The organism is Nocardia lasii, from assembly GCF_042658545.1.
In the GTDB taxonomy this organism is placed as follows: domain Bacteria; phylum Actinomycetota; class Actinomycetes; order Mycobacteriales; family Mycobacteriaceae; genus Nocardia; species Nocardia lasii.
In genome coordinates this window covers 205,607-225,629 of sequence record NZ_JBHSQN010000002.1, presented here as the reverse complement: position 1 = coordinate 225,629, position 20,023 = coordinate 205,607, and the positions used below count along the sequence as shown (strand labels likewise).

The 20,023-nt window shown below is 70.1% G+C and carries 22 protein-coding genes; 11 read left to right on the top strand and 11 right to left on the bottom strand.

All coding sequences use genetic code 11. The features are described from left to right. Positions 1-60 precede the first annotated feature (60 nt). Positions 61-447 carry a hypothetical protein gene (locus ACFP3H_RS04830; protein ID WP_378600176.1) on the top strand — a complete coding sequence of 129 codons (387 nt, stop codon included), beginning with the start codon at positions 61-63 and terminating at the stop codon, positions 445-447. A gap of 4 nt (positions 448-451) precedes the next feature. Here the strand turns inward: ACFP3H_RS04830 and ACFP3H_RS04825 are convergent, their stop codons facing one another. From ACFP3H_RS04825 to ACFP3H_RS04815, 3 genes are read right to left on the bottom strand one after another with little or no spacing between them, the layout of a single operon-like run. Then, the gene (locus ACFP3H_RS04825) at positions 452-1,531 is read right to left on the bottom strand and encodes a quinone-dependent dihydroorotate dehydrogenase (protein WP_378600173.1); all 1,080 of its coding nucleotides are present in this window, start codon (positions 1,529-1,531) and stop codon (positions 452-454) included. Positions 1,532-1,538: 7 nt separating this feature from the next. Continuing rightward, a complete protein-coding gene (locus ACFP3H_RS04820; RefSeq protein ID WP_378600170.1) occupies positions 1,539-1,787 on the bottom strand; it encodes a DUF5703 family protein in 249 nt (82 codons plus the stop codon). Continuing rightward, complete coding sequence (locus tag ACFP3H_RS04815; RefSeq protein ID WP_378600168.1) at positions 1,787-2,785, bottom strand: YncE family protein; 999 nt, start codon at positions 2,783-2,785, stop codon at positions 1,787-1,789. Before ACFP3H_RS04815 ends, ACFP3H_RS04820 begins: the two co-directional genes overlap by 1 nt. A 165-nt stretch (positions 2,786-2,950) precedes the next feature. Here ACFP3H_RS04815 and ACFP3H_RS04810 point away from each other — a divergent pair, with 165 nt between their 5' ends. The 3 genes from ACFP3H_RS04810 to ACFP3H_RS04800 are packed head-to-tail and all read left to right on the top strand — an operon-like array spanning position 2,951 to position 5,945. Then, on the top strand, positions 2,951-3,307 hold the full coding sequence (locus ACFP3H_RS04810) for a hypothetical protein (protein ID WP_378600166.1): 357 nt from the start codon (positions 2,951-2,953) through the stop codon (positions 3,305-3,307). A 6-nt stretch (positions 3,308-3,313) separates the two neighbouring features. Then, positions 3,314-3,847 carry a WKL family lipoprotein gene (locus tag ACFP3H_RS04805; protein WP_378600163.1) on the top strand — a complete coding sequence of 178 codons (534 nt, stop codon included), beginning with the start codon at positions 3,314-3,316 and terminating at the stop codon, positions 3,845-3,847. Position 3,848: 1 nt separating this feature from the next. Continuing rightward, the gene (locus tag ACFP3H_RS04800; protein ID WP_378600161.1) at positions 3,849-5,945 is read left to right on the top strand and encodes an MMPL family transporter; all 2,097 of its coding nucleotides are present in this window, start codon (positions 3,849-3,851) and stop codon (positions 5,943-5,945) included. Between the two features lie 3 nt (positions 5,946-5,948). Here the strand turns inward: ACFP3H_RS04800 and ACFP3H_RS04795 are convergent, their stop codons facing one another. The 6 genes from ACFP3H_RS04795 to ACFP3H_RS04770 all read right to left on the bottom strand — a co-directional run bounded on the left by ACFP3H_RS04795 (position 5,949) and on the right by ACFP3H_RS04770 (position 11,175). Next, positions 5,949-6,077 (bottom strand): SDR family oxidoreductase, encoded by a 129-nt coding sequence (locus ACFP3H_RS04795; protein WP_378601583.1) that lies wholly within the window; start codon positions 6,075-6,077, stop codon positions 5,949-5,951. A gap of 148 nt (positions 6,078-6,225) precedes the next feature. Then, positions 6,226-6,801 carry a TetR/AcrR family transcriptional regulator gene (locus ACFP3H_RS04790; protein WP_378600158.1) on the bottom strand — a complete coding sequence of 192 codons (576 nt, stop codon included), beginning with the start codon at positions 6,799-6,801 and terminating at the stop codon, positions 6,226-6,228. 44 nt (positions 6,802-6,845) lie between these two features. After that, positions 6,846-7,706: a heme ABC transporter ATP-binding protein gene (locus tag ACFP3H_RS04785; RefSeq protein ID WP_378600155.1), complete on the bottom strand. Its 861-nt coding sequence runs from the start codon at positions 7,704-7,706 to the stop codon at positions 6,846-6,848. A gap of 151 nt (positions 7,707-7,857) precedes the next feature. Next, positions 7,858-8,910 (bottom strand): FecCD family ABC transporter permease, encoded by a 1,053-nt coding sequence (locus ACFP3H_RS04780; RefSeq protein ID WP_378601581.1) that lies wholly within the window; start codon positions 8,908-8,910, stop codon positions 7,858-7,860. A 256-nt stretch (positions 8,911-9,166) separates the two neighbouring features. Then, complete coding sequence (locus tag ACFP3H_RS04775) at positions 9,167-10,180, bottom strand: heme/hemin ABC transporter substrate-binding protein (protein ID WP_378600153.1); 1,014 nt, start codon at positions 10,178-10,180, stop codon at positions 9,167-9,169. 17 nt (positions 10,181-10,197) lie between these two features. Continuing rightward, on the bottom strand, positions 10,198-11,175 hold the full coding sequence (locus ACFP3H_RS04770; protein WP_378600150.1) for an aldo/keto reductase: 978 nt from the start codon (positions 11,173-11,175) through the stop codon (positions 10,198-10,200). A gap of 242 nt (positions 11,176-11,417) precedes the next feature. Here ACFP3H_RS04770 and ACFP3H_RS04765 point away from each other — a divergent pair, with 242 nt between their 5' ends. From ACFP3H_RS04765 to ACFP3H_RS04745, 5 genes are all read left to right on the top strand, one after another. Beyond that, positions 11,418-12,359 (top strand): undecaprenyl-diphosphate phosphatase, encoded by a 942-nt coding sequence (locus ACFP3H_RS04765; protein ID WP_378601578.1) that lies wholly within the window; start codon positions 11,418-11,420, stop codon positions 12,357-12,359. Between the two features lie 33 nt (positions 12,360-12,392). Continuing rightward, positions 12,393-13,109 (top strand): histidine phosphatase family protein, encoded by a 717-nt coding sequence (locus tag ACFP3H_RS04760; protein WP_378600148.1) that lies wholly within the window; start codon positions 12,393-12,395, stop codon positions 13,107-13,109. 49 nt (positions 13,110-13,158) lie between these two features. Then, positions 13,159-13,746, top strand: a complete 588-nt coding sequence (locus ACFP3H_RS04755) for a DUF3090 domain-containing protein (RefSeq protein WP_378600145.1) — start codon at positions 13,159-13,161, stop codon at positions 13,744-13,746. Between the two features lie 7 nt (positions 13,747-13,753). Next, positions 13,754-14,551 carry an SCO1664 family protein gene (locus ACFP3H_RS04750; RefSeq protein WP_378600143.1) on the top strand — a complete coding sequence of 266 codons (798 nt, stop codon included), beginning with the start codon at positions 13,754-13,756 and terminating at the stop codon, positions 14,549-14,551. A gap of 85 nt (positions 14,552-14,636) precedes the next feature. Then, the gene (locus ACFP3H_RS04745) at positions 14,637-14,909 is read left to right on the top strand and encodes a hypothetical protein (protein WP_378600140.1); all 273 of its coding nucleotides are present in this window, start codon (positions 14,637-14,639) and stop codon (positions 14,907-14,909) included. A 50-nt stretch (positions 14,910-14,959) separates the two neighbouring features. On the opposite strand, the gene ACFP3H_RS04740 is transcribed toward ACFP3H_RS04745, so the two are convergent. Further along, positions 14,960-15,793, bottom strand: coding sequence for an alpha/beta fold hydrolase (locus tag ACFP3H_RS04740; protein WP_378600138.1), 834 nt, complete (start codon positions 15,791-15,793; stop codon positions 14,960-14,962). Beyond that, complete coding sequence (locus tag ACFP3H_RS04735) at positions 15,790-16,212, bottom strand: helix-turn-helix domain-containing protein (protein WP_378600135.1); 423 nt, start codon at positions 16,210-16,212, stop codon at positions 15,790-15,792. Before ACFP3H_RS04735 ends, ACFP3H_RS04740 begins: the two co-directional genes overlap by 4 nt. Positions 16,213-16,508: 296 nt before the next feature. On the opposite strand from ACFP3H_RS04735, the gene mshC reads away from it, so the two are divergent. Together mshC and ACFP3H_RS04725 are read left to right on the top strand one after the other, a co-directional pair. Then, entirely contained in the window at positions 16,509-17,747 is a 1,239-nt protein-coding gene (gene mshC / locus ACFP3H_RS04730) for a cysteine--1-D-myo-inosityl 2-amino-2-deoxy-alpha-D-glucopyranoside ligase (protein ID WP_378600132.1), read from the top strand. Between the two features lie 164 nt (positions 17,748-17,911). Continuing rightward, complete coding sequence (locus tag ACFP3H_RS04725) at positions 17,912-19,984, top strand: heavy metal translocating P-type ATPase (protein WP_378600130.1); 2,073 nt, start codon at positions 17,912-17,914, stop codon at positions 19,982-19,984. The last annotated feature ends 39 nt before the right edge of the window (positions 19,985-20,023 follow it).

Here is a 20,023-nt window from a genome sequence, read left to right as displayed (position 1 = left end):
GCGAGCCCCGCCGGACGCTCGGGGAGGGCGCAGCGCCTCGCCGGGAAAGGCAGGTCTGCGATGACAATTCACGACACCGACGACACCCTGCGCAGCGACCGCACACCGGAATTCGCGCAACGCGTCGACGGCGAGCACTGGCGGTTGAGCTGGTTGCCCGAACACCCGCTCAGCCGCGAGCAGGCGTGGGCGGGCATGGAACTCGACGAGCTCGCCAGCGATCTCACCGCCGCTCACGATCGACTCGTGCACGCCCAGATCAGCGCCCGCGCCGACATCCTCGGCATCATGTGGCAGCAGGCGCTGATCAAACTCGCCAAGAACATGGCGGCCCGCGAACGCGGCGAGCAGCCCGGTCGGTCTTTTCACGACCCCCCGGCGCCGGTGCTGCGGTGGCGTTCGGCGCAACTGACCGGCGGGCCCAGCCCGCGGGTCAACTACGGCTGAGGGCTCAGGCCGAGTGCGCGCGGTGCTCGGCGCCGACCGCGTCGGCCAGCCGGGCGTACCCGCCGGCGCGCAGGTTGGCCGCGATGCCGCGGTGGATGCGGGTGGTCCAGAACGGGCCACCGTAGATGAACCCGGTGTAGCCCTGCAGCAGGGTGGCACCGGCCAGGATGCGTTCCCAGGCCTGCTCGGGGGTTTCGATGCCGCCGACCGAGATCAGCACCACCTGATCACCGACGCGGGCGTAGAGGCGGCGCAGGACCTGCAGGGACCGTTCGGCCACGGGGGCGCCGGACAGGCCGCCCGCGCCCATGGCCTCGACTTCGGCGGCGGGGGTGGCCAGGCCGTCGCGGCGGATGGTGGTGTTGGTGGCGACGATGCCGGCCAGGCCCAGTTCCACGGCCAGATCGGCGACGGCGTCGATGTCCTCGTCGGACAGGTCGGGGGCGATCTTGACCAGCACCGGCACCGAGACGCTGTCGAGCACGGCCAGCAGGATCGGGCGCAGCGATTCCACGGCTTGCAGATCACGCAGCCCGGGGGTGTTCGGGGAGGACACGTTGACCACGACGAAGTCCGCGAGCGGGCCGAGTAATCGGGCGCTGGTGGCGTAGTCGTCGGGGGCGTGCTCGGGTTCGGTGACCTTGGTCTTGCCGATATTGGCCCCGATCGGCACGCTCGGGTGCGCGCCGTGCAGGCGCGCGGCCGCGGCGGCCGCGCCGTGGTTGTTGAAACCCATCCGGTTGATCAGGGCGTGGTCGGCCGGCAGCCGGAACAGGCGCGGCGCGGGATTGCCGGGCTGGGCGTGCGCGGTCACGGTGCCGATCTCGGCGAAACCGAAACCCAGTGTGCCCCAGGCGTTCACGCCGTCGGCGTTCTTGTCGAACCCGGCCGCCAGGCCCAGCGGGGCGGGGAAGTCGACACCGAACGCGGTGGTGGTCAGGATCGGATCGGCGACCACGGTGAGCTTGCGGGCCAACCAGCGCGTGGGCGGGAACCAGGTGGCGAAACGCAGGGCCGTGAAGACCAGATGATGCACCCGCTCCGGCGGGATCAGGAACATCAGGCGTAGGAACAGGGCGTACATGGTCGGCTCACAATCCGGGTTCGGGCACTGGCAGGACGGCGTTCTTGCGGCGGCGCAACAGCACCCGGCGACTGCCGTCGGTGTAGGCGCGCACCCGGGACAACTCCCAGCCACCGAATTCGGCCTGGATGGCCAGTCGCATCGAGGCGGTGACCCGGTTGACATCCGGGGGCAGCCGCAGGGGCACGTATTCGTAGTCGTCGTTGCTGGTCTCCCAGCTCGGCGGGACCGCCGAGCGTGAACTTCGAGGCTTCATCACTGCCCTGCCTTCCGCTCGTCCGCGCCGATCCGCTGCACCCCGTCGCCGGTGGCCGAGGCCACGTACAGGTCGCCGGTGCGGGCGTCGACGGTCATCGAATCGGGTTGGCGCACGGTCGTGAACCTGGCCACCTCGACACCGATGCCGGTCGACAGGTCGTAGCCGACGACCTCGTTGCGCTGTGTGCGGCTGACCCACACCGTGTCCGAGCGCGGGTCGTAAGCGAGCGCGTAAGGCGACGATGATACCGGGAAACGCTGGCGCAGCACGAGCGGACCGGCCGAATAGACCAGCAGTTCACCGCCGTCGGTGTCGGCGACGATGATGCGCCCGTGCGGGTCGGCCACGGCGTTGGTGGCCCCGTCCCCGGCGCGCAGCATCAGGCCCAACGCGTCGGCGCCGACGGCCACGACCGCGGTCTGCCTGCGGTCCAGGACGGTGATGTTCTCGCCGGTCAGGGCGATGACATCGGCCGAGACCAGGCCGGTGATCGTGCGGGTGACGGTGCCGTCGGGGCTCAGTTCGCGGACCGTGCCGTCGGCGGTGCCGACGATCAGGGTGCCGTCGCCGCGGATTTGCGCGCTGCGCACCTCGCCGTCGACGGGGGTCTCGGTGAGGGCGCCGGTGCTCACGTCCACGCGCACGACCCGGCCGGGGGCGGCGACGAGGATCTCCCCCGGCCCGCCCTGGGCCAGGGCGTTGCCCGCGACGGGCAGGGTGATCGCGCGGGTGGTCGCGGCGGGGTCGAGCAGCGACACGGTGGTGCCCGCGGTGTCGAGCGCGACCAGGCGACCAGTCTCGCGTTCGACGAGCACGGCCTTGATCGCGGCGGCCGCGAAGACCTGACCTGCGGGATTGCTCGAGGCGGGGGACACGGCCGCGGTGGCCGCGGGGCGGGTCGGCACGTCGGGGCCGTCGTCACCGCTACAGCCGGTCGCCACCATCACTACCGCCGCGCAGACCAACGCAGAGGCGACCGAGCCGCGAGGGCGCATGCACCGAACTCCTTCACTCCGCAACTGGTGAACGCTTGATCACCATCTGACCATGATGACTCACCGGTAGCTCCGACCGGGTAGCGGCCGTCGGGGCTGTCAGTGACGCGCGTTACTGTTGACACGTCGACAATTGATTGCCCGTCACGGCAGGAGAAACCCACGATGACCGACCGGACACCCGCGGGATTCGGCATCGACGACATCGGGGTCGGCCCGTTCGCGCACGGATTCGGCACCACCGACGACGGACACCCCTTCGCCTTCCGCACGCGCGGGGCCACCCTGTCGGTGCAGGTCTACCGCGCCGACCTGGGCGAGGCGGTGCCCGGATCGGCCGACGTGGTGGCGCACGCGCACGCCTCGGTGACCGATATCGACCTCGGCGACGAACGCAGTATCGCCGCGTTCGTGCGCGACCTGCTGCCCACCGTCGTCCCGGTCGAGGGCGCCCGCACCGGTGAGATCTCCACAGTTCGGACCATCCTGGGCCGGATCAGCGCGGTCATAGATGGTATGTAGATGGTGATGTCTTCCACACTTTTCGCCAGGGCCGCTGCGGCCACCGCCTGCCTCACGGCCCTCGTCGCTGTTTCCGCCTGCGCGGGAACCTCCGACGAGGCCTCGGTCGACGCCGCACGGTCCTCGGCCAACGCCTCCCTCGCCTCCTCGGTCGCGATCTCGGCCAGCAAGGCCAACGTGCCGCTGCCGAACGCCCAACAGCTCGACGCCCAGATCAAGCAGGCCCTCGACCCGAACCTGCCCGATGTCGAACGCACCGACCTGATCGAGGACGGTGCCGCGTTCTCCGACGCCATCCCCGACATGTACCGGGCGCTGCGCGACAACCCGCACGCCGTCTACGGCGTCGTCGACCCGGTCTTCGACAACCGCGACGGCACCCTCACCGCCACCATGCGCCTGGACAAGGACGGCTCGGGCACCAATGTGCGCACCACCATCGTGCATTTCGTGCTGCTCGACGGAAAGTGGAAGATCTCGCGCACCGACCTGTGCGGCATCCTGCGTTCGGCCGACTATCGCACCGCTGCCTGCGGTTGAGATGAGCGAATCTCGATCCATCCGGTGGGGCCGGTTCGTCCACCGCCACCGTTTCGCTGTCCTGGGTTTCTTCGTGCTCGCCGTGCTCGTCTCGGGCTGGTTCGGGCGCGACCTGTCCGACCGCTACACCCAGGAGGGCTGGTTCGACGAGTCCAGCCAGTCGGTGGCGGCCTCGAAACTGGCCGACGACATCTTCGGACGCGACACCGACGGCGATCTGATCGTCATCTACACCGCCCCGCCCGGCACCACCGTCGACGACCCGGCCGTGCGCGGCCCGGTCACCACGGCGCTGGCCGAGTTGCGCCGCGACTACGGCGAACGCATCCACAAGATCGACAGCTACTGGGACAGCCCCTTCTCGGCGAACGCCTCCGACCCGAGCAAGGAGCACGCCTTCGCAAGCATCGGCATCGCCGGTGGCGGCGGCACGGCCACGGTCAACAACTATCTGGCCCTGAAACCGCACTTGAACGCGGGGGTGCCCGGTGGTGGGCCCGGTGGCACGACCGTGCAGCTGGCCGGATTGCAGCCGGTGGTCGAGGGCATCAATATCGGAATGCAGCACGACATCCGGCGCGCGGAGATCATCGCGTTGCCGATCGTGGCGATCCTGCTGTACTTCGTGTTCGGCGGCATCATCGGCGCGCTGCTGCCGGTGCTGATCGGCGGCCTCACCATCCTGGGCACCTCGGGCATCCTGCGGGTGCTCACCGCCCACATCGAAGTCAATGTGTTCGCCAGCGCGGTGATGACCCTGGTGGCACTGGGATTGGCGATCGACTACGGGCTGTTCACGGTGACCCGGTTCCGCGAGGAACTCGCCGCCGGGCGCTCGATCGAGGACGCCACCGCGCGCACCGTTGCCACCGCCGGACGCACCGTGATCTTCTCGGCCGCGATCATCGCGGTCAGCCTGGGCGCGCTGTTCATCTTCCCCAACGGGGTGCTGCGCTCGGTGCCCTACGGCGGCATCTCCGCGGTGATGTTGGCGGCACTGCTGTCGGTGACCGCGCTCCCGGCCGCGCTGAGCATCGCCGGGCACCGCATCGACTGGCTGGGCTGGAAACGGTTCTCGGCGGGCAAGACCGAGGCCCAGATCGACGCCGGATTCTTCTCCCGGCTGGCCCGGTGGGCGATGCGGCGGCCGTGGGCGGTGGTCATCCCGATCGTGCTCGGGTTGTTGGCGCTCAGTATTCCGTTGCGCCACATCGAGTTCGGGGGGATCAGCGAGAAGTACCTGGCCACCGACAATCCGGCGCGGGTGGCGCAGGAGGACTTCGACCGACTGTTTCCCGGGTTCCGCACCGAACCGTTGAAGCTGATCGTGGTCGGCGCCGACTCCCGGCAGCTCAGCGATATCCGGTTCGAGGCCAATCAGATCCCCGGCCTGACCGGGCGGTTCGAACCGGCGGCGGCCACCAAGGACGGCGTCAACGTGCTCTCGGCGGGGCTCGGTGACAAACGCGACGCCGACCGGGTGATCGACACCCTGCGCGCCCTACCCGCGCCACCAGGAGTGGAGGTGATGGTCGCCGGGATCCCGGCCCTGGAACGCGACAGCATCAACGGGCTCATCGACGGGTTGCCGCTGCTGTTGGCGATCCTCATCGCCGCGGCGCTGGCCTTGATGATCGTGGCGTTCCGGTCGGTGATCCTGGCCGTGAAAGCCGTGGCGATGAGCGCGCTGAGCCTGTTCTCCACCCTGGGCGTGCTGACCTGGATCTTCGTGCTGGGCCACGGCGCCGGGCTGTTCCACTTCACGCCGGGGCCGCTGATGTTCGCGGTGGTGGCGTTGATCGTGACGGTGATCTTCGGGCTGTCCACCGACTACGAGGTGTTCCTGCTGTCGCGGATCGCCGAGAAACGCGCCGCCGGCGCCGACGCGGCGGAGTCGATCCGCTACGGGGTGGCCCACACCGGGTCGGTGATCACCTCGGCCGCCGCGATCCTCATCGTGGTCACCGGGGCGTTCGGGTTCTCGGATCTGGTGCTGATGAAATACATCGCCTACGGGATGATCGTGGCGCTGATCATCGATGCCACGATCATCCGGATGGTGCTCACCCCCGCCCTGTTGAAGATCATCTGGAAGTAGGGCTCAGGTCGTCTTGATGATGCCGCCGTCGATCACCACGTCGGCGCCGACGATATTGGCCGCGCGGCCCGAGACCAGGAAGGCGATCAGGGCGGCGACCTCCTCGGGTTCGGTGATGCGCCGCGAGGCGATGTCGAACTGATCGGACAGGGCGTCGAGGAACCGGTCCTGGGAAATGCCCTGGGCGGCGGCCAGTTGCGCGCCGATGCGGTGTTCGTCGCGCCAGATCCTGGTGCCGACCGGGCCCGGGGAGACGGTTTCGTTGGGGGGCTCTGATGATTCAGAGGATGGTCAGTGCCACGTCGATGAGACGGTAGAGCTGGGCAGTGTCGTTGGTCTTGGCCGCCACACGCAGGCCGGCGCCGAGGGTGAGCAGCAGGGCCGCGCTCGCGTGTGGGTCGATCTCGCCGTCGATGTCGCCGTCGCGGCGCCCCCGATCGATGCGGGCGGCCAGGGTGGCGACGATGCGGTGTTCGATGTCGCGCAGCTTCTCGGTGATGTCGGGGTCGTGCCCACCCATTTCGGCGGCGGTGTTCACGGCCAGACAGCCGCGCCGGACCGGAAAGGACATGTCGAGATCGACTGCCGCGCGCAGGTATTCGCGCAGACACTCGCGCGTGGCACCCGGCCGCGCCATGTGATCCTCGGCCATCTCGACGCTGAGCCGGCCGTAGCGGTCCAGGGTCAGGTCGAACAGGGCACGCTTGCTGCCGAAAGTGTTGTAGAGGCTGCCTTTTCCGATGCCGGTGGCCTCGGCGAGCTGGGCGGGGGAGGTGTTGGCGTAGCCGTGGGTCCAGAACTGCTGCATGGCGCGGTCGAGGACCGTGTCGGTGTCGAAGTTCTGAGGGCGGGCCATGATGCCACCGTAAGTGTTTTTAACCTGTGGGTCAATAACTTTCGTTAGCCGCGGTCGCGTTCGGGGAGGACGAGTTGGGCGCCGGTGGTGGGGTGGTCGAAGACGTCGACGGGGTGGCGGTAGACGGCGGTGAGCAGCTGCGTGGTCAGGACCTCGCGGGGTGGGCCGTCGGCGGCGACGCGGCCCGCGTCCAGGACCGTGACCCGGTCGGCGTAGGCGGCGGCGACCCCGAGGTCGTGGACCACCACGACCACCGCCGCACCCTCGGCGGCGCGGGTGGCGGCCAAGCGCAGCACCGCTTCCTGGTGGCCGAGGTCGAGGGCGGCGGTGGGTTCGTCGAGCAGCAGCGTGGCGGTGTTCTGGGCCAACACCCTGGCCAGGGCGACGCGGGCGCGTTCGCCGCCGGACAGGGACGGGAAGATGCGGGCGGCCAGGTGGGTGACATCGGTCGCGGCCAGCGCGGCGGCGATCAGAGCGGCGTCCTCGGCCGCGGCGGGGGTGTGCAACCAGGGGCTGCGACCCATGGCGACGACCTCGCGGGCGGTGAACGGGAAACCGACGGCATGGGCCTGGGGCAGGACCGCGCGGCGGCGCGCCATCTCGGCCGGCGACCAGTGCGACAGGGCATGGCCTTCGAGTTTCACGGTGCCGGTGGTGGGTTCGAGCTCGCCCGCCAGTGCCGCGAGCAGGCTGGATTTGCCCGCGCCGTTGGGGCCGACGAGGGCGACGATCTCCCCGGCCGCCACCTGGAAATCGACGGCTTCCAGCACGGTGCGCGAGCCGCGTCGCACGGTCAGGTCGGTGGCGCGCAGGGTGACGGTTCCGGGCTCGGGGCGTGCGGGGACGTCCGGTGTGCGGGCGAACAGTGCGCGCCAAGGACTTCGGGTTGCTCCATGGTCGGTCATCCGCGAACCCCTGTCTGCCCGGTGCGTCGGGCGAGGACCGCTGTCATGGCCGGGGCGGCAGCGCCGCCGCGCGGGTCGGCGCGACGGCGTCGGACATCGACCACGCGGGAGACTTCGTGGCCACGCGGGTGATTCGGGGGCGGGTAGTCGCTCATCCCCAGCCTCCCGCGCGGGCTCGGGTGCGGCGCAGCAGCCAGAAGAAGAACGGGCCGCCGATGAGGGAGGTGAGCATGCCCAGGGGCAGGTCGGCGTTGTGGACGAGGGTGCGGGCCAGAACGTCGGCGCCGAGCAGGACCACCGCGCCGACGATCGCGCTGAGGGGGACCAGGACGCGGTGGCCGGGGCCGACCATCATGCGGACCAGGTGCGGCACGATCAGGCCGACGAACAAGATGATGCCGCTGAACGCCACCCCGGCGGCGGTGAGCACGGCGACCACCACGATCACCTGCCTGCGCAGGCGCTCCACGTCGACACCGAGGTGCAGGGCGGCCGAGTCGCCCAGGGCGAGCAGGTCCAGGCGCGGGGCGATGAGAGTGGCGGCCAGGATGCCGGTGGTGGCGAGGGTGGCCACGATCGCGACGGCGGGCCAGGTGGCGCCGTTGAGGCTGCCGAGCTGCCAGAACACGATCTGATCGCGGGCGGCGGGACTGGCGACGAACAGCAGCAGCGCGATCAGCCCACCGGCGAAGGCGTTGATCGCGACGCCGGTGAGGATCAGGGTCACCACCTCGGTGCGACCACCGGATCTGGACAGCACATAGACCAGGGCGGTGGTGATCAGCCCGGCGACGAAGGCCGCGGCCGCGATCGACCAGGCCGCCACGAACGCGCCACCGAGCACGATCACGGTGCCCGCGCCGACCGCCGCACCGGCGGACACCCCGATCACGCCCGGTTCGGCCAGCGGGTTGGCGAACACGCCCTGCAACAGCGCGCCCGCCGTCGCCAACGAGGCCCCGACCAGCACGGCCAACGCCACCCGGGGGAACCGCACCTCCCACAGCGTCACCTCACCGGCCGGATGCGCGGGCATCGGCCCGATATCGAGGCCGATCCGGTGCGCCACGCTGCCCAGCACCTCGGCGGCGGTGGTGGGCACCTGCCCGAGTACCGAGGACACCACGGCCAACACCACCAGGGCGAGCAGCGCGACGGTGAACACGATGGTCACGCGGGTGCGCCGGTGGCCCGGTGGTGGCAGCGGGTCGGGGGTCGCGTCGGTGATCCGCGGCGGCGGCTGAGTTTTGGAGAGGTCCGGCCCGCTCACACGGCCCCCTGCCGTGCCGGATCGGGCGTCGACCAGCGCCCGCGAGGCCCGGCCGGTCCGGTCGGCGACCCGGGACACGGCGTCGACCTCACCGCAGACCGAGCGCGCGTGTCGGCTCGGCGAGGTCCGGTCGAACGGCGGCGAGCGGAGTGATCGGGTTCCCCGATCGCTCGCGCCGATCGTCGAGTGCTCATGCCGGGGCCCCGTAGAGGGCGTCGGACAGTGCCGAGATGACACGACCGGTGTTGGGGCCGAAGCTCAGGATGACCGCGTCGGACATGTCGACCACGCGCTGGTTGCGGCCGGCGGGGGTCTGGGCGATGCCGGGGACCTTCTCGAGACCCTCGACGCCGCCGACGGATTTCAGCCCGTCCGACATCACCAGCAGCACATCCGGCGCGGCCGCGATCATCGCCTCGCTGGTGATCGCGACGAACGGCTCGTTCACCCCGGCGGCGGTGCCGGCGTCGACGCCGCCGAGCGCGGTGATCAGCGAGTCGGCGCCCGAGCCGCGCCCGGCCATCATGGTGATCGCCGCGCTGCGCAGGTACAGGAACGCGATCTTGGGCTGTCGCTCCTGCGGGGGCACCGCGGCGGTGGCCTCGGCGATCTCGGCGGCGGTGCGCGCGCCGAGCTGCCTGCCCGCCTCGGGCACGCCGAGGGCTGTCGCGACCGCTTCGATCTGGGGGACCACGCCGTCCATGCGGCGATCCGGGTCGAAGTACACGACCGTCACCCCGGCCGCGCGCAGCTGTTCGCGCACCGCGGGGGCCGCGCTGGTGGTGTCGGTGAGGAAGACCGAGGGGCGCAGGTTCAGGACCGCTTCGATGCTGAGGCTGCCGTTGCCCCCGGCCACGTTCGGCACGTCCGCGACGGCCGGGAACGACGCCGAGGTGCTGCGGCCGACGAGGTTGTCGCCCAGGCCCAGTGCCCACACGGTCTGGGCGAGGGTGCCGTATCGGTCGACGGCGATGATCCGGGAGACGTCGGTGACGGTCACGTCGGTGCCGTCGTAGGACGTGACGGTCACCGGCAGGCGTGGGGTGGGGGCGGGGTCGAGGGCGACCGGGTCGAGGTCGGCGAGCTGGGCGGTGACCGCACCACCGGAATTGGCAGTCGATGCAACATTGCTTCCTGTGCAAGCGACGGCGCCGGTCAGCACCGTCGCCGCGAGCATCGCCGTCAGCACACCACGCAGTTTCATGCAGGTAAGGCTAGCCATCATTCGGAACGGGCGCTCACATCGTCCAGGGCCGCGGCGATCGCGCGCGGCAACTCGAGGGTCTCGGCGGCCAACACCCCGGTGAGCTGGCCGATATCGCGGGCACCCACGATCATGCTCGCGATGCCGGGCCGATCCCGAATCCAGGCCAACGCCACCGCCAACGGCGAGGTGCCCAGGCCGTCGGCGGCGGTCACCAGCGCGTCGACCACCCGGGTCGCGCGATCGTCGTCGAGACGGCGCCGGATCTCCGCGGCGGTGGCCTCGTCGGCACCGCGCGAATCCGCGGGCACCCCGTCACGGTATTTGCCGGTCAGGATCCCCCCGGCCAGCGGCGCGGAGGCGATGATGCCGACCCCGTGATGGCGCGCGGCCGGGATCAGCTCGTGCTCGGTACCGCGCGCGAGCAGCGAATACGCGCTCTGCGCGGCGGTGATCGGCGCGATCGCGGCCAGACTCGCCAGCTGCCACGCCGCGAAACCGCGCACCCCCACATAGCGGGTCCGCCCGGTGCGCACCGCCGCCTCGAGGGTCGCGGCGACCTCGTCGAGCGGAGTGTAGGGATCCCAGGCCGCGACGCTCCAGATATCGAGATGGTCGGTGCCCAGCTCGCGCAGGGTCCGGTCGAGTTGGGCGAGCAGGGTGCGCCGCGAGGCATCGATCACCGGACCCATCGCCGCCGGGGCGGGCACCGAGTCACCGACCCCGGCACCGGGCGGGTGCATCCGCACGCCCGCGCTGCCGCTGAGGACCACGTCCTCGCGCGCGACCACCTCACCGAGCAGATCCGCCAGGATGGCCTGCGCGGCACCCTCGCCGTAGACCGGAGACACGTCCACGAGCGTGCCACCGGCCTCGGTGAACGCCGCCAACTGCACCGACGCCTCGTCGGCATCGGTATGGGTCCCCCAGGTATGGGTCGCCAACCCGATCCGCGACACCCGAAGTCCGCTGCGTCCCACCGTTCGCTGTTCCATCACCGCGCCCGCGCATTCGTCACGGCGACAGCCTAATGCGCGCGCACGCGCCACCCCGATGCCCGACCCGCCGCGTGATGTCACGTGATCGATGCCGACGGGTACGCGCACGGCGACCGAACGCGCGGACGGGTAGGGTCGCTGCGGGATCGTGGCCGTGCGGGCCCGGTCGGATCAGCAAAAGCCCAACAGGACGCGGTCTTTCGGGCGTGAGTCAGCAGGAGGACGCGGTGGGCGAGTCGATGACCTGGGTGCAGGCATTGATACTCGGGTTGGTGCAGGGTCTCACCGAGTTCCTGCCGATCTCGTCCTCGGCGCACATGCGCATCGTGTCGGAGGTGTTCTTCGGCGACGACGCGGGCGCATCGTTCACCGCCGTCACCCAGCTGGGCACCGAACTGGCGGTGCTGATCTACTTCGCCAAGGACATCGTCCGCATCGTCGTCGCCTGGTTCACCACGCTGGGCATCCGCTGGCGCGAACGCTCCCATGCCGGGGTCGCGGTCGCCGACCGCCCCACCACGAAACTGCCGGTGCTCGACCGCGCCGGGTACGCCAGCGCCCGCGACGCCGCCGAACGCGACGCGCAACGCGAACTCGACTACCGCATCGGCTGGTACGTGATCATCGCGACCATCCCGATCGGCGTGCTGGGCTACCTGCTCAAAGACGAGATCCGCACCGGCGCCCGCAACCTGTGGCTGGTCTCGTTCAACCTGATCTTCTTCGCCCTGTTCATCGCCGCCGGTGAGTACTTCGGCCGCAAGAACCGCAGCTTCGACCAGCTCACCACCCGCGACGGCCTGATCATGGGCCTGGCGCAGTGTCTGGCGCTGATCCCCGGCGTCTCCCGCTCCGGCGCGACCTCCACCGCGGGCCTGTTCCTGGGCCTGGATCGCGAAGCCGCCTACCGGTTCTCGTTCCTGCTCGCCATCCCCGCCGTCACCGCGTCGGGCCTGTTCAGCCTCCCCGACGCCTTCGCCCCCGCCGGAGAGGGACTCAACGCCAGCGGCGCGCAACTGATCGTGGCCACGATCGTGGCGTTCGTGGTCGGTTACGCCTCGGTGGCGTGGCTGTTGAAGTTCGTCAGCGGCCATTCCCAGTACTGGTTCGTCGGGTACCGGATCATCCTCGGCACGGTGGTGATGGCGCTGCTCGCCGCCGGCGTCATCTCCGCGACCTGAGCCGCCGGTGTCCACGCGCACTAGGCTGGTCCCATGACGGTGATCCTGCTCCGACACGGAGTGTCCACCTCCAACACCGCGCGCACCCTCGCGGGCCGCGCGCCCGGTGTCGAACTCACCGAGCGCGGCGTCGAGCAGGCCGCGGCGGTCGCCGACCGACTCGCCACCCTGCCGATCGAACACATCGCCAGCTCGCCGCTGCTGCGCTGTCAGCGCACGGTGGGACCGTTGGCCGCGAAACTGGGCCTGGAACCCGAGCACGACGAACGGCTCATCGAGGTCGACTACGGCGACTGGACCGGGCGTCCGATCGCCGAGCTGCTCACCGAACCGCTGTGGCGGGTCGTGCAGACCCACGCCTCGGGCGCGGTGTTCCCCGGCGGGGAGGGCCTGGCCCAGGTCCAGCAGCGCGCGGTCGCCGCGGTGCGCGATATCGAGACCACCCTGGCCGCGAAGGCGGGCCGGGACGTGTTGTGGGTGGCGTGCGCGCACGGCGACGTCATCAAGTCGATCCTGGCCGACGCACTCGGCCTGCACCTGGACAGTTTTCAACGGATCGCGGTGGAACCCGCCTCGATCAGCGTCGTGCGCTACGGGACCCACGGTCCCTCGGTGTGGAAGTTCAACGACACTGGCGCCGACCTGTCCGCGCTCGCCGCGGCCGCCGCACCGACACCGACCCCCGGTGGAGAGGTGCCGACGGCCGCGAGCGCGGATAATGGGAATGCCGGGCACCGCGATTCCGCTTAGCGCAGTGTGTTCGTGAGTGTCGATCAGGGTCACGTATCAGGAGGTGCATGTGTCACGCGCAATCCATGTATTTCGCACCCCCGATCGTTTCGTCGCCGGGACCGTCGGTGAACCGGGCGATCGTTCGTTCTACCTGCAGGCCGTGCAGGAGCCGCTCGTGGTGAGCGTGCTGCTCGAGAAGCAGCAGGTCAAGGTGCTCGCCGACCGGATGGGGCTGCTGCTCGACGAGGTCGCGCGCCGCTTCGGCGCCGAGGTGCCGCCCGAGGGCGAGGACGTGGCCGACATCGCGCCGCTGGTCACCCCCATCGACACCGAATTCCGGGTCGGGACCATGGGTCTGGGCTGGGACTCCGACGCCAACGCCGTGGTGGTGGAGCTGTTGGCCATCACCGAGACCGAGGTCGACGAGTCGGTCGTGCTCGACGACACCGACGAGGGCCCCGACGCGGTGCGGGTGTTCCTGACCCCGATCCAGGCGCGCGAGTTCGCGTTGCGCTCGGCGCGGGTGATCGCGGCCGGGCGCCCGCCGTGCCCGCTGTGCGGGGAACCGCTGTCCTCGCGCGGGCACATGTGCGTGCGCACCAACGGCTACAAGCGCGGCGAGATCTTCGGTGCCGCCGAGCTCGAGGAGGAGTGAGGCGTCGATGTCGGTGATCACCGAGGGCGAGCTCGACATCGTCGGGCGCGTCGGGGTGGCCAGCAATCTCACGCTGGTGTGTGAGATCGCCGCCCCCGAACCCGACGGCGCCGGGCTGCGGGTGGTGTACAAGCCGGTGCGCGGGGAACGTCCGCTGTGGGATTTCCCCGACGGCACCCTCGCCGGTCGCGAGGTGGCCTCGTATCTGATCTCCGAACAGCTCGGCTGGGGTGTGATCCCCGAAACCGTGCTGCGCGACGGGCCGTTCGGGCCGGGCATGGTGCAGCGGTGGGTGAGCACGGTCGACAACCGCACCGACACCCGCCAACGCCTGGATCTGGTGGACCTGTGCTCGCCGGGGACGGTGCCCGACGGATTCTGTGAGGTGCTGCGGGCGCTGGACGAGCAGGGCAACGAGGTCTCGCTCATCCACGCCGACGACCCACGCCTGCAACGCATGGCGGTGCTGGACCTGGTGCTCAACAACGCCGATCGCAAAGGCGGGCACGCGCTGGAAAGCGTCGACGGGCAGGTCTACGGGGTCGACCACGGCATCTGCCTGCACGCCGAACCGAAACTGCGCACGGTGCTGTGGGGGTGGGCGGGTCGACCGGTGCACGAATCGCTGCTCACCGACCTCACCGCCTTCGCCGCGAAACTGCCCGGCGCCGTGGCCGATTCGCTGGCCACCCACATCACCGACGACGAGATCAGCGCGCTCACCCACCGCGTCGAGGCCCTGCTCGAGCACCCGGTGATGCCGATTCCGCACTCCGCGCGCCCGATTCCCTGGCCCGCGTTCTGAGTCGCGCGGGGCCTGTTTCCTGGTCAGTGCCGGTGCTAGTGTGCTCCAAGCACTTTCGTTATCCCCGCGAGATATGAGGAAATCAATGTCGACCCGTTCTCTTGTCAGCACCTGTGCCGCTGCTGTCCTGCTCACCGGAGGCGCCGCCGCGCTGGCCGCGCCCGCCCAGGCGTTCCCCGGTGGCGGCTGGTGGTCGGGGGAGAAGACCTTCGTCTGCTCCTCGGTCAACCACGCCGGTCAGCCGCTGCCCGAGGTCACCGTGAAGGCCAACGACCAGGTCGGTGCCGCCTACTTCGCGTTGCAGGAACTGGGCCCGCTGGGTCCTGAGTCCGCGCACATGCAGTGCCGCCAGCAGTGATGTGAGGGCGATCGGTGCCGCCGCCCGTCGGGGAGCGGTGGCATCGAGAACTAGTTCGCGCGAACGAATTCCCTCAGTGCCACAGTCTGATTCAGGACGGCGTGGCCGATGCCGGGCAGTACTCGTATCTCGGCACGGGGGATCGCGCGGGCGCGTCGGGCGGTGTGCGCGGAGTCGAACAGGGCGTCACGATCGCCGACGATTATCAGGACCGGGATGTCCACATTGCGTAGTTGCGTCTCGGGGAAAGCGGGGAGTTTCGCGGGGCGCGGCGAGAAGTGGTCGAAGGTGAGCACCATGTCGTCGAGGACCGGCGCCGCCTGCGCCTCGGTCAAACCCAGCACCCTGCGCGCGGTGTCGCGCACACGGTGGCGACCCAGCAGCCGCAGTCCGATCGCCGTGACCAGCCAGCCGTAGCGGTGCTTGCCCAGTCCCCCCGGGCACAGCAGACCCAGTGCGCGCACCCGGCCCGGTCGACGCAGCACGAAATCGAGGGCGACCCACCCGCCCAGTGACATGCCGATCAGGGCCACCGAATCCAGGCCGAGTCCGTCGAGGACCTCGTCGAGCCAGCCGGCACTCGCGTCGGTGTCCAGATCCACGCGGGTGGGGGCACTGAAACCGGGTTCGCCGACCAGATCCACCGCGTACACCCGGAAATGGGTTGCCCAGTCGGCGATATCGCCGCGCCAGGCGCTGGTGTTGGCGCCCGAACCGTGCAGCAGGACCAGCGGGGGCGCGTCGAGCGGACCGGAGACCACTACGAAGGTCTCGCCCGCCGTGGTGTCGACGCGGCGTTGCTCGTGGGGGACCGGCCAGGTGTCGAGGTGCTCGCGGTAGCGCTGTTCGACGCGGCGGCGGCCGTCCTCGGAGGTGTAGATCATGAGCTCAGGATTCCGTCCAGGTAGTCGAGCAGGCGGGCGCTGTCGGACAGGGTGCCGAGCAGGATCACTTTGAGGCGGTGGCGGTTCGGGTCGTAGCTGGTTTCCACGCGCATGCGCTGCTCGCCGGGGCCGCGGGTGCCCGCGCTCGCGGTGAGCAGGGTGGTGATCCGGTCGACGGTGGCGCGGTCGATGTCGTCGATCTCGACGATGCACGAGGACTCGGCGTGGTGGCGGGTGGCAGGCGCGGGGGTGGTGACGGTCAGGCCGGTGAAGGCCTCGAGGTCGTCGTGGGTGATGCGGTACTGCTTGCCGATGCGGGCTGCGGGAAGTTTGCCCTCGCGCACGTAGCCGCGCACGGTGCGCACGTGCAGGCCGAGCAGTTCGGCGACCTGCTCCACCGAGTAGAGACGATCTGTCATAAAACTACCCTAAACGAAGGTACGTATAGGGAGCAATAGGTATGTATAGGTAACTGTGCTGTGTGACAATCGTCGCCATGGCCACCGTTCGCTCACCGCGGCGCCCACACTGGGCCCACAGCCCACCGATTTCCGTCGAAACCGCCGTGACCAGCGAATCCGCCTGAACACAACCCTTGACGCGGGCGCCGCGACACGTTTGTGTGCAGGTAGCGGGCCGCACGCCGAGCCCGCGAGCAACCCCGTGACCCGGCCCGCGAACCGGACACCGCGACGGGGGCTCTACCCTCGAAGACATGCAGTCCTGGTCCGAAATCGCCCTACCGACCGTCCCCGGAACAGGGCCGCCCTTGCGTTTGTTCGACACCGCCGACGGCCAGGTCCGCCCGGTCACCCCCGGCCCGACCGCGAAGATGTACGTCTGCGGCATCACCCCCTACGACGCCACCCACCTCGGCCACGCCGCCACCTACCTGACCTTCGACCTGGTCAACCGGATCTGGCGCGACGCGGGCCACGACGTGCACTACGTACAGAACATCACCGACGTCGACGACCCGCTGTTCGAACGCGCCGCCCGCGACGGCATCGACTGGCGCGAGCTGGGCACCCGCGAGATCGCGCTGTTCCGCGAGGACATGACCGCACTGCAGGTGCTGCCGCCGCGCCAGTACGTCGGCGCGATCGAATCGGTCGAGGAGGTGGTCGAGCTGGTACAGAAGCTGCTGGCCTCCGGCGCCGCCTACATCGTCGACGACGCCGAATTCCCCGACGTGTACTTCCGCACCGACGCCACCGAACAGTTCGGGTACGAATCGGGCTACGACCGCGCCACCATGGAGGCCCTGTTCGCCGAACGCGGCGGCGACCCCGACCGGGCAGGCAAACGCGACACCATCGACGCGCTGCTCTGGCGCGCCGAACGCCCCGGTGAACCGTCCTGGCCCGCCCCGTTCGGCGCCGGGCGGCCCGGCTGGCACATCGAGTGTGCGGCGATCGCGCTCAACCGCATCGGCGCCGAGTTCGACATCCAGGGTGGCGGCTCGGACCTGATCTACCCGCACCACGAATACTCCGCCGCGCACGCCGAGGCCATCACCGGCACGCGCCGCTTCGCCCGCCACTACGTGCACGCCGGCCTCATCGGCCTCGACGGCGAGAAGATGTCGAAGTCCAAGGGCAACCTCGTGCTGGTCTCGCGGTTGCGTCGCGCGGGCGTGGATCCCGCCGCGATCCGCCTGGGCCTGCTCGCCGGGCACTACCGCAGCGACCGCATGTGGACCGAGGAGGTACTCACCGCCGCCCAGACCCGCCTGGACCGGTGGCGCGAAGCCGTGTCGCTGTCGACCGGACCCTCGGCCACCGACACGATCGCGCGGTTGCGCCAGCACCTGGCCGACGACCTCGACACTCCCCGGGCGCTCGACGCGATCGACAACTGGGCCGAGCAGGCGATCGCCTACGGCGGCACCGACACCGAGGCGCCCACCCTGGTCCGCACCGCGGTGGACGCGCTGCTCGGGGTCGCGCTCTGAGGTGAGGACCTGCGCGACGGGGCGCGCACCCCGTCGCGAACCCGCACGTCAGCTCGGTCTCGGTTCACCCGGGTCGCCGCGTCCGCCCGGTACAGTCGCCAGCAAGTGAGGCGCTCGGCGCTGTCGCGTCGCGTGCTCGACCGGCGATGAGGAGGGTGGCGGCGATGCCCGATCCGCACGATCGATCGTCGGCCCACTCCCACCTGCACCACCCCGGCCGGACCGGGCACCACCAGTGTGAGCACGCGTCGTCGATGTCGATGGACGCGATGGCCCGCGACATGCGTAACCGGTTCTTCGTCGCGCTGGTCTTCTCCACGCTGGTGATGCTGTGGTCGCCGATGGCCACGCACCTGTTCGGGCTGCATCTGCCGGTGCCGTTCGGGATGCGCGCCGATATCTGGATGCTGATCCTGAGTCTGCCGGTGATCTTCTACTCCTCGACGGTGTTCTTCACCGGTGCGTGGAAGGCGCTCCGAGCACACACCCTCGACATGATGGTGTTGGTCTCGGTGGGTATCGGGACCGGCTGGCTGTACTCGCTGTATGTGACGTGCACCGGCGGCGGCGAGGTGTTCTACGAGGCGTCGACCATGCTGGCGACCTTCGTGCTGCTGGGGCCCTGGCTCGAGATGCGCGCGCGCAGCGGCGCCGGCGACGCGGTGACCAGCCTGCTGGACCTGTCACCACCCAAAGCTGTGGTGCTGCACGGGGACACCGAATCCGAGGTGCCGACCTCGCAGGTGCGGGTCGGGGACGTGCTGCTGGTGCGACCGGGCGCGAAGATCCCCGTGGACGGCACCGTGCTCGACGGGTCCGGCGATGTCGACGAGTCGATGGTGACCGGTGAGAGCCTGCCGGTGCACAAGAAGCCGGGTTCGTCGGTGATCGGCGCGACCATCAACTCCACCGGCAGCCTGCGCGTGCAGGCCACCAAGGTCGGCTCCGATACCGCGCTGGCCCAGATCGTGGCGCTGGTGCAACAGGCGCAGAGTTCCAAGGCGCCGGGGCAGCGCCTGGCGGATCGGGCCGCGTTCTGGTTGACCCTGGTCGCCCTGCTGGGCAGTCTCACCACGCTGGTGGTGTGGTTGCTCGTCGGCGCGTCGTTGAGCAAGGCGCTGCTGTTCGCGATCACCGTGGTGGTGGTGACGTGCCCGGACGCGTTGGGGCTGGCGACACCGACCGCGATCATGGTCGGCACCGGGCTGGGCGCCAATCGCGGGGTGCTGTTCAAGAACGCGACCGCGCTCGAGGACGCCGCCCGCATCGACGTGGTGGTGATGGACAAGACCGGCACCCTGACCAAGGGCAAACCCGAGGTCACCGACGTGGTCACCGCGTCCGGCGTCGACACCGACCGGGTCCTCGCGCTGGCCGCCGCGGTGGAACGCGACTCCGAGCATCCCCTGGCGAAAGCCATCGTCGAGTACGCGAAAGGCCATGGTGCGCAACAGCTCTCGGTCGAGGACTTTCAGAACGTGGCCGGTCGCGGCGCCCGCGGCACCGTGGACGGGCACCACGTGCTCGTCGGCAACCACCGCCTGCTCGACACCGAACACATCGCCCTCGGCGAATTGGACAAGCACCGCACCGCCTTCACCGACTCGGGCCACACCGCGGTCCTGGTCGCCGTCGACGGACACGCTCGAGCCGTGCTCGCACTGGCCGACGCCCCCCGCCCCACCTCGGCCGACGCCGTGTCGGCCCTGCACGAACTCGGCGTCGACGTGGTCATGCTGACCGGCGACAACAAGGGCACCGCCGACCGCATCGCCGCCGACCTCGGCATCGACACCGTGATCGCCGACGTGTTGCCCGAGGACAAGGCCGACCGCATCGCCGAGCTGCAACACTCCGGCAAGAAGGTCGCGATGGTCGGCGACGGCGTCAACGACGCGCCCGCCCTGGCCCGCGCGGACCTGGGCGTGGCCATCGGCGCGGGCACCGACGTGGCCATCCAGACCGCCGATGTGGTGCTGATGCGCTCGGACCCGTTCGCGGTGTCGACCGCGCTGCGGATCGGGCGCGGCACCGTGCACAAGGAACACCAGAACCTGGGCTGGGCGGTGGGCTACAACGGCATCGCGCTGCCGATCGCGGCGGGGGTGTTCGCGCACTGGGGTCTGACCATGCGCCCGGAGGTCGCCGCGATGGCGATGTCGGGGTCGAGCCTGATCGTGGCACTGAACGCCCTGCACCTCAAACGCCTGAAGTTGCCGCGCGCACCACGGCACTGATACCGATTGCTCGCGGTATGCCGACGCCTATACTGTGGG

Coding starts and splice junctions, on each gene's coding strand:
- ACFP3H_RS04820 (WP_378600170.1), bottom strand. CDS start 1,787: ATGAAGCCTCGAAGTTCACGCTCGGCGGTCCCGCCGAGCTGGGAGACC.
- ACFP3H_RS04805 (WP_378600163.1), top strand. CDS start 3,314: ATGTCTTCCACACTTTTCGCCAGGGCCGCTGCGGCCACCGCCTGCCTC.
- ACFP3H_RS04740 (WP_378600138.1), bottom strand. CDS start 15,793: ATGATCTACACCTCCGAGGACGGCCGCCGCCGCGTCGAACAGCGCTAC.
- ACFP3H_RS04735 (WP_378600135.1), bottom strand. CDS start 16,212: ATGACAGATCGTCTCTACTCGGTGGAGCAGGTCGCCGAACTGCTCGGC.
- ACFP3H_RS04825 (WP_378600173.1), bottom strand. CDS start 1,531: ATGTACGCCCTGTTCCTACGCCTGATGTTCCTGATCCCGCCGGAGCGG.
- ACFP3H_RS04775 (WP_378600153.1), bottom strand. CDS start 10,180: ATGAAACTGCGTGGTGTGCTGACGGCGATGCTCGCGGCGACGGTGCTG.
- ACFP3H_RS04770 (WP_378600150.1), bottom strand. CDS start 11,175: ATGGAACAGCGAACGGTGGGACGCAGCGGACTTCGGGTGTCGCGGATC.
- ACFP3H_RS04745 (WP_378600140.1), top strand. CDS start 14,637: ATGTCGACCCGTTCTCTTGTCAGCACCTGTGCCGCTGCTGTCCTGCTC.
- ACFP3H_RS04815 (WP_378600168.1), bottom strand. CDS start 2,785: ATGCGCCCTCGCGGCTCGGTCGCCTCTGCGTTGGTCTGCGCGGCGGTA.
- mshC (WP_378600132.1), top strand. CDS start 16,509: ATGCAGTCCTGGTCCGAAATCGCCCTACCGACCGTCCCCGGAACAGGG.
- ACFP3H_RS04790 (WP_378600158.1), bottom strand. CDS start 6,801: ATGGCCCGCCCTCAGAACTTCGACACCGACACGGTCCTCGACCGCGCC.
- ACFP3H_RS04765 (WP_378601578.1), top strand. CDS start 11,418: ATGACCTGGGTGCAGGCATTGATACTCGGGTTGGTGCAGGGTCTCACC.
- ACFP3H_RS04810 (WP_378600166.1), top strand. CDS start 2,951: ATGACCGACCGGACACCCGCGGGATTCGGCATCGACGACATCGGGGTC.
- ACFP3H_RS04800 (WP_378600161.1), top strand. CDS start 3,849: ATGAGCGAATCTCGATCCATCCGGTGGGGCCGGTTCGTCCACCGCCAC.
- ACFP3H_RS04830 (WP_378600176.1), top strand. CDS start 61: ATGACAATTCACGACACCGACGACACCCTGCGCAGCGACCGCACACCG.
- ACFP3H_RS04760 (WP_378600148.1), top strand. CDS start 12,393: ATGACGGTGATCCTGCTCCGACACGGAGTGTCCACCTCCAACACCGCG.
- ACFP3H_RS04725 (WP_378600130.1), top strand. CDS start 17,912: ATGCCCGATCCGCACGATCGATCGTCGGCCCACTCCCACCTGCACCAC.
- ACFP3H_RS04750 (WP_378600143.1), top strand. CDS start 13,754: ATGTCGGTGATCACCGAGGGCGAGCTCGACATCGTCGGGCGCGTCGGG.
- ACFP3H_RS04785 (WP_378600155.1), bottom strand. CDS start 7,706: ATGACCGACCATGGAGCAACCCGAAGTCCTTGGCGCGCACTGTTCGCC.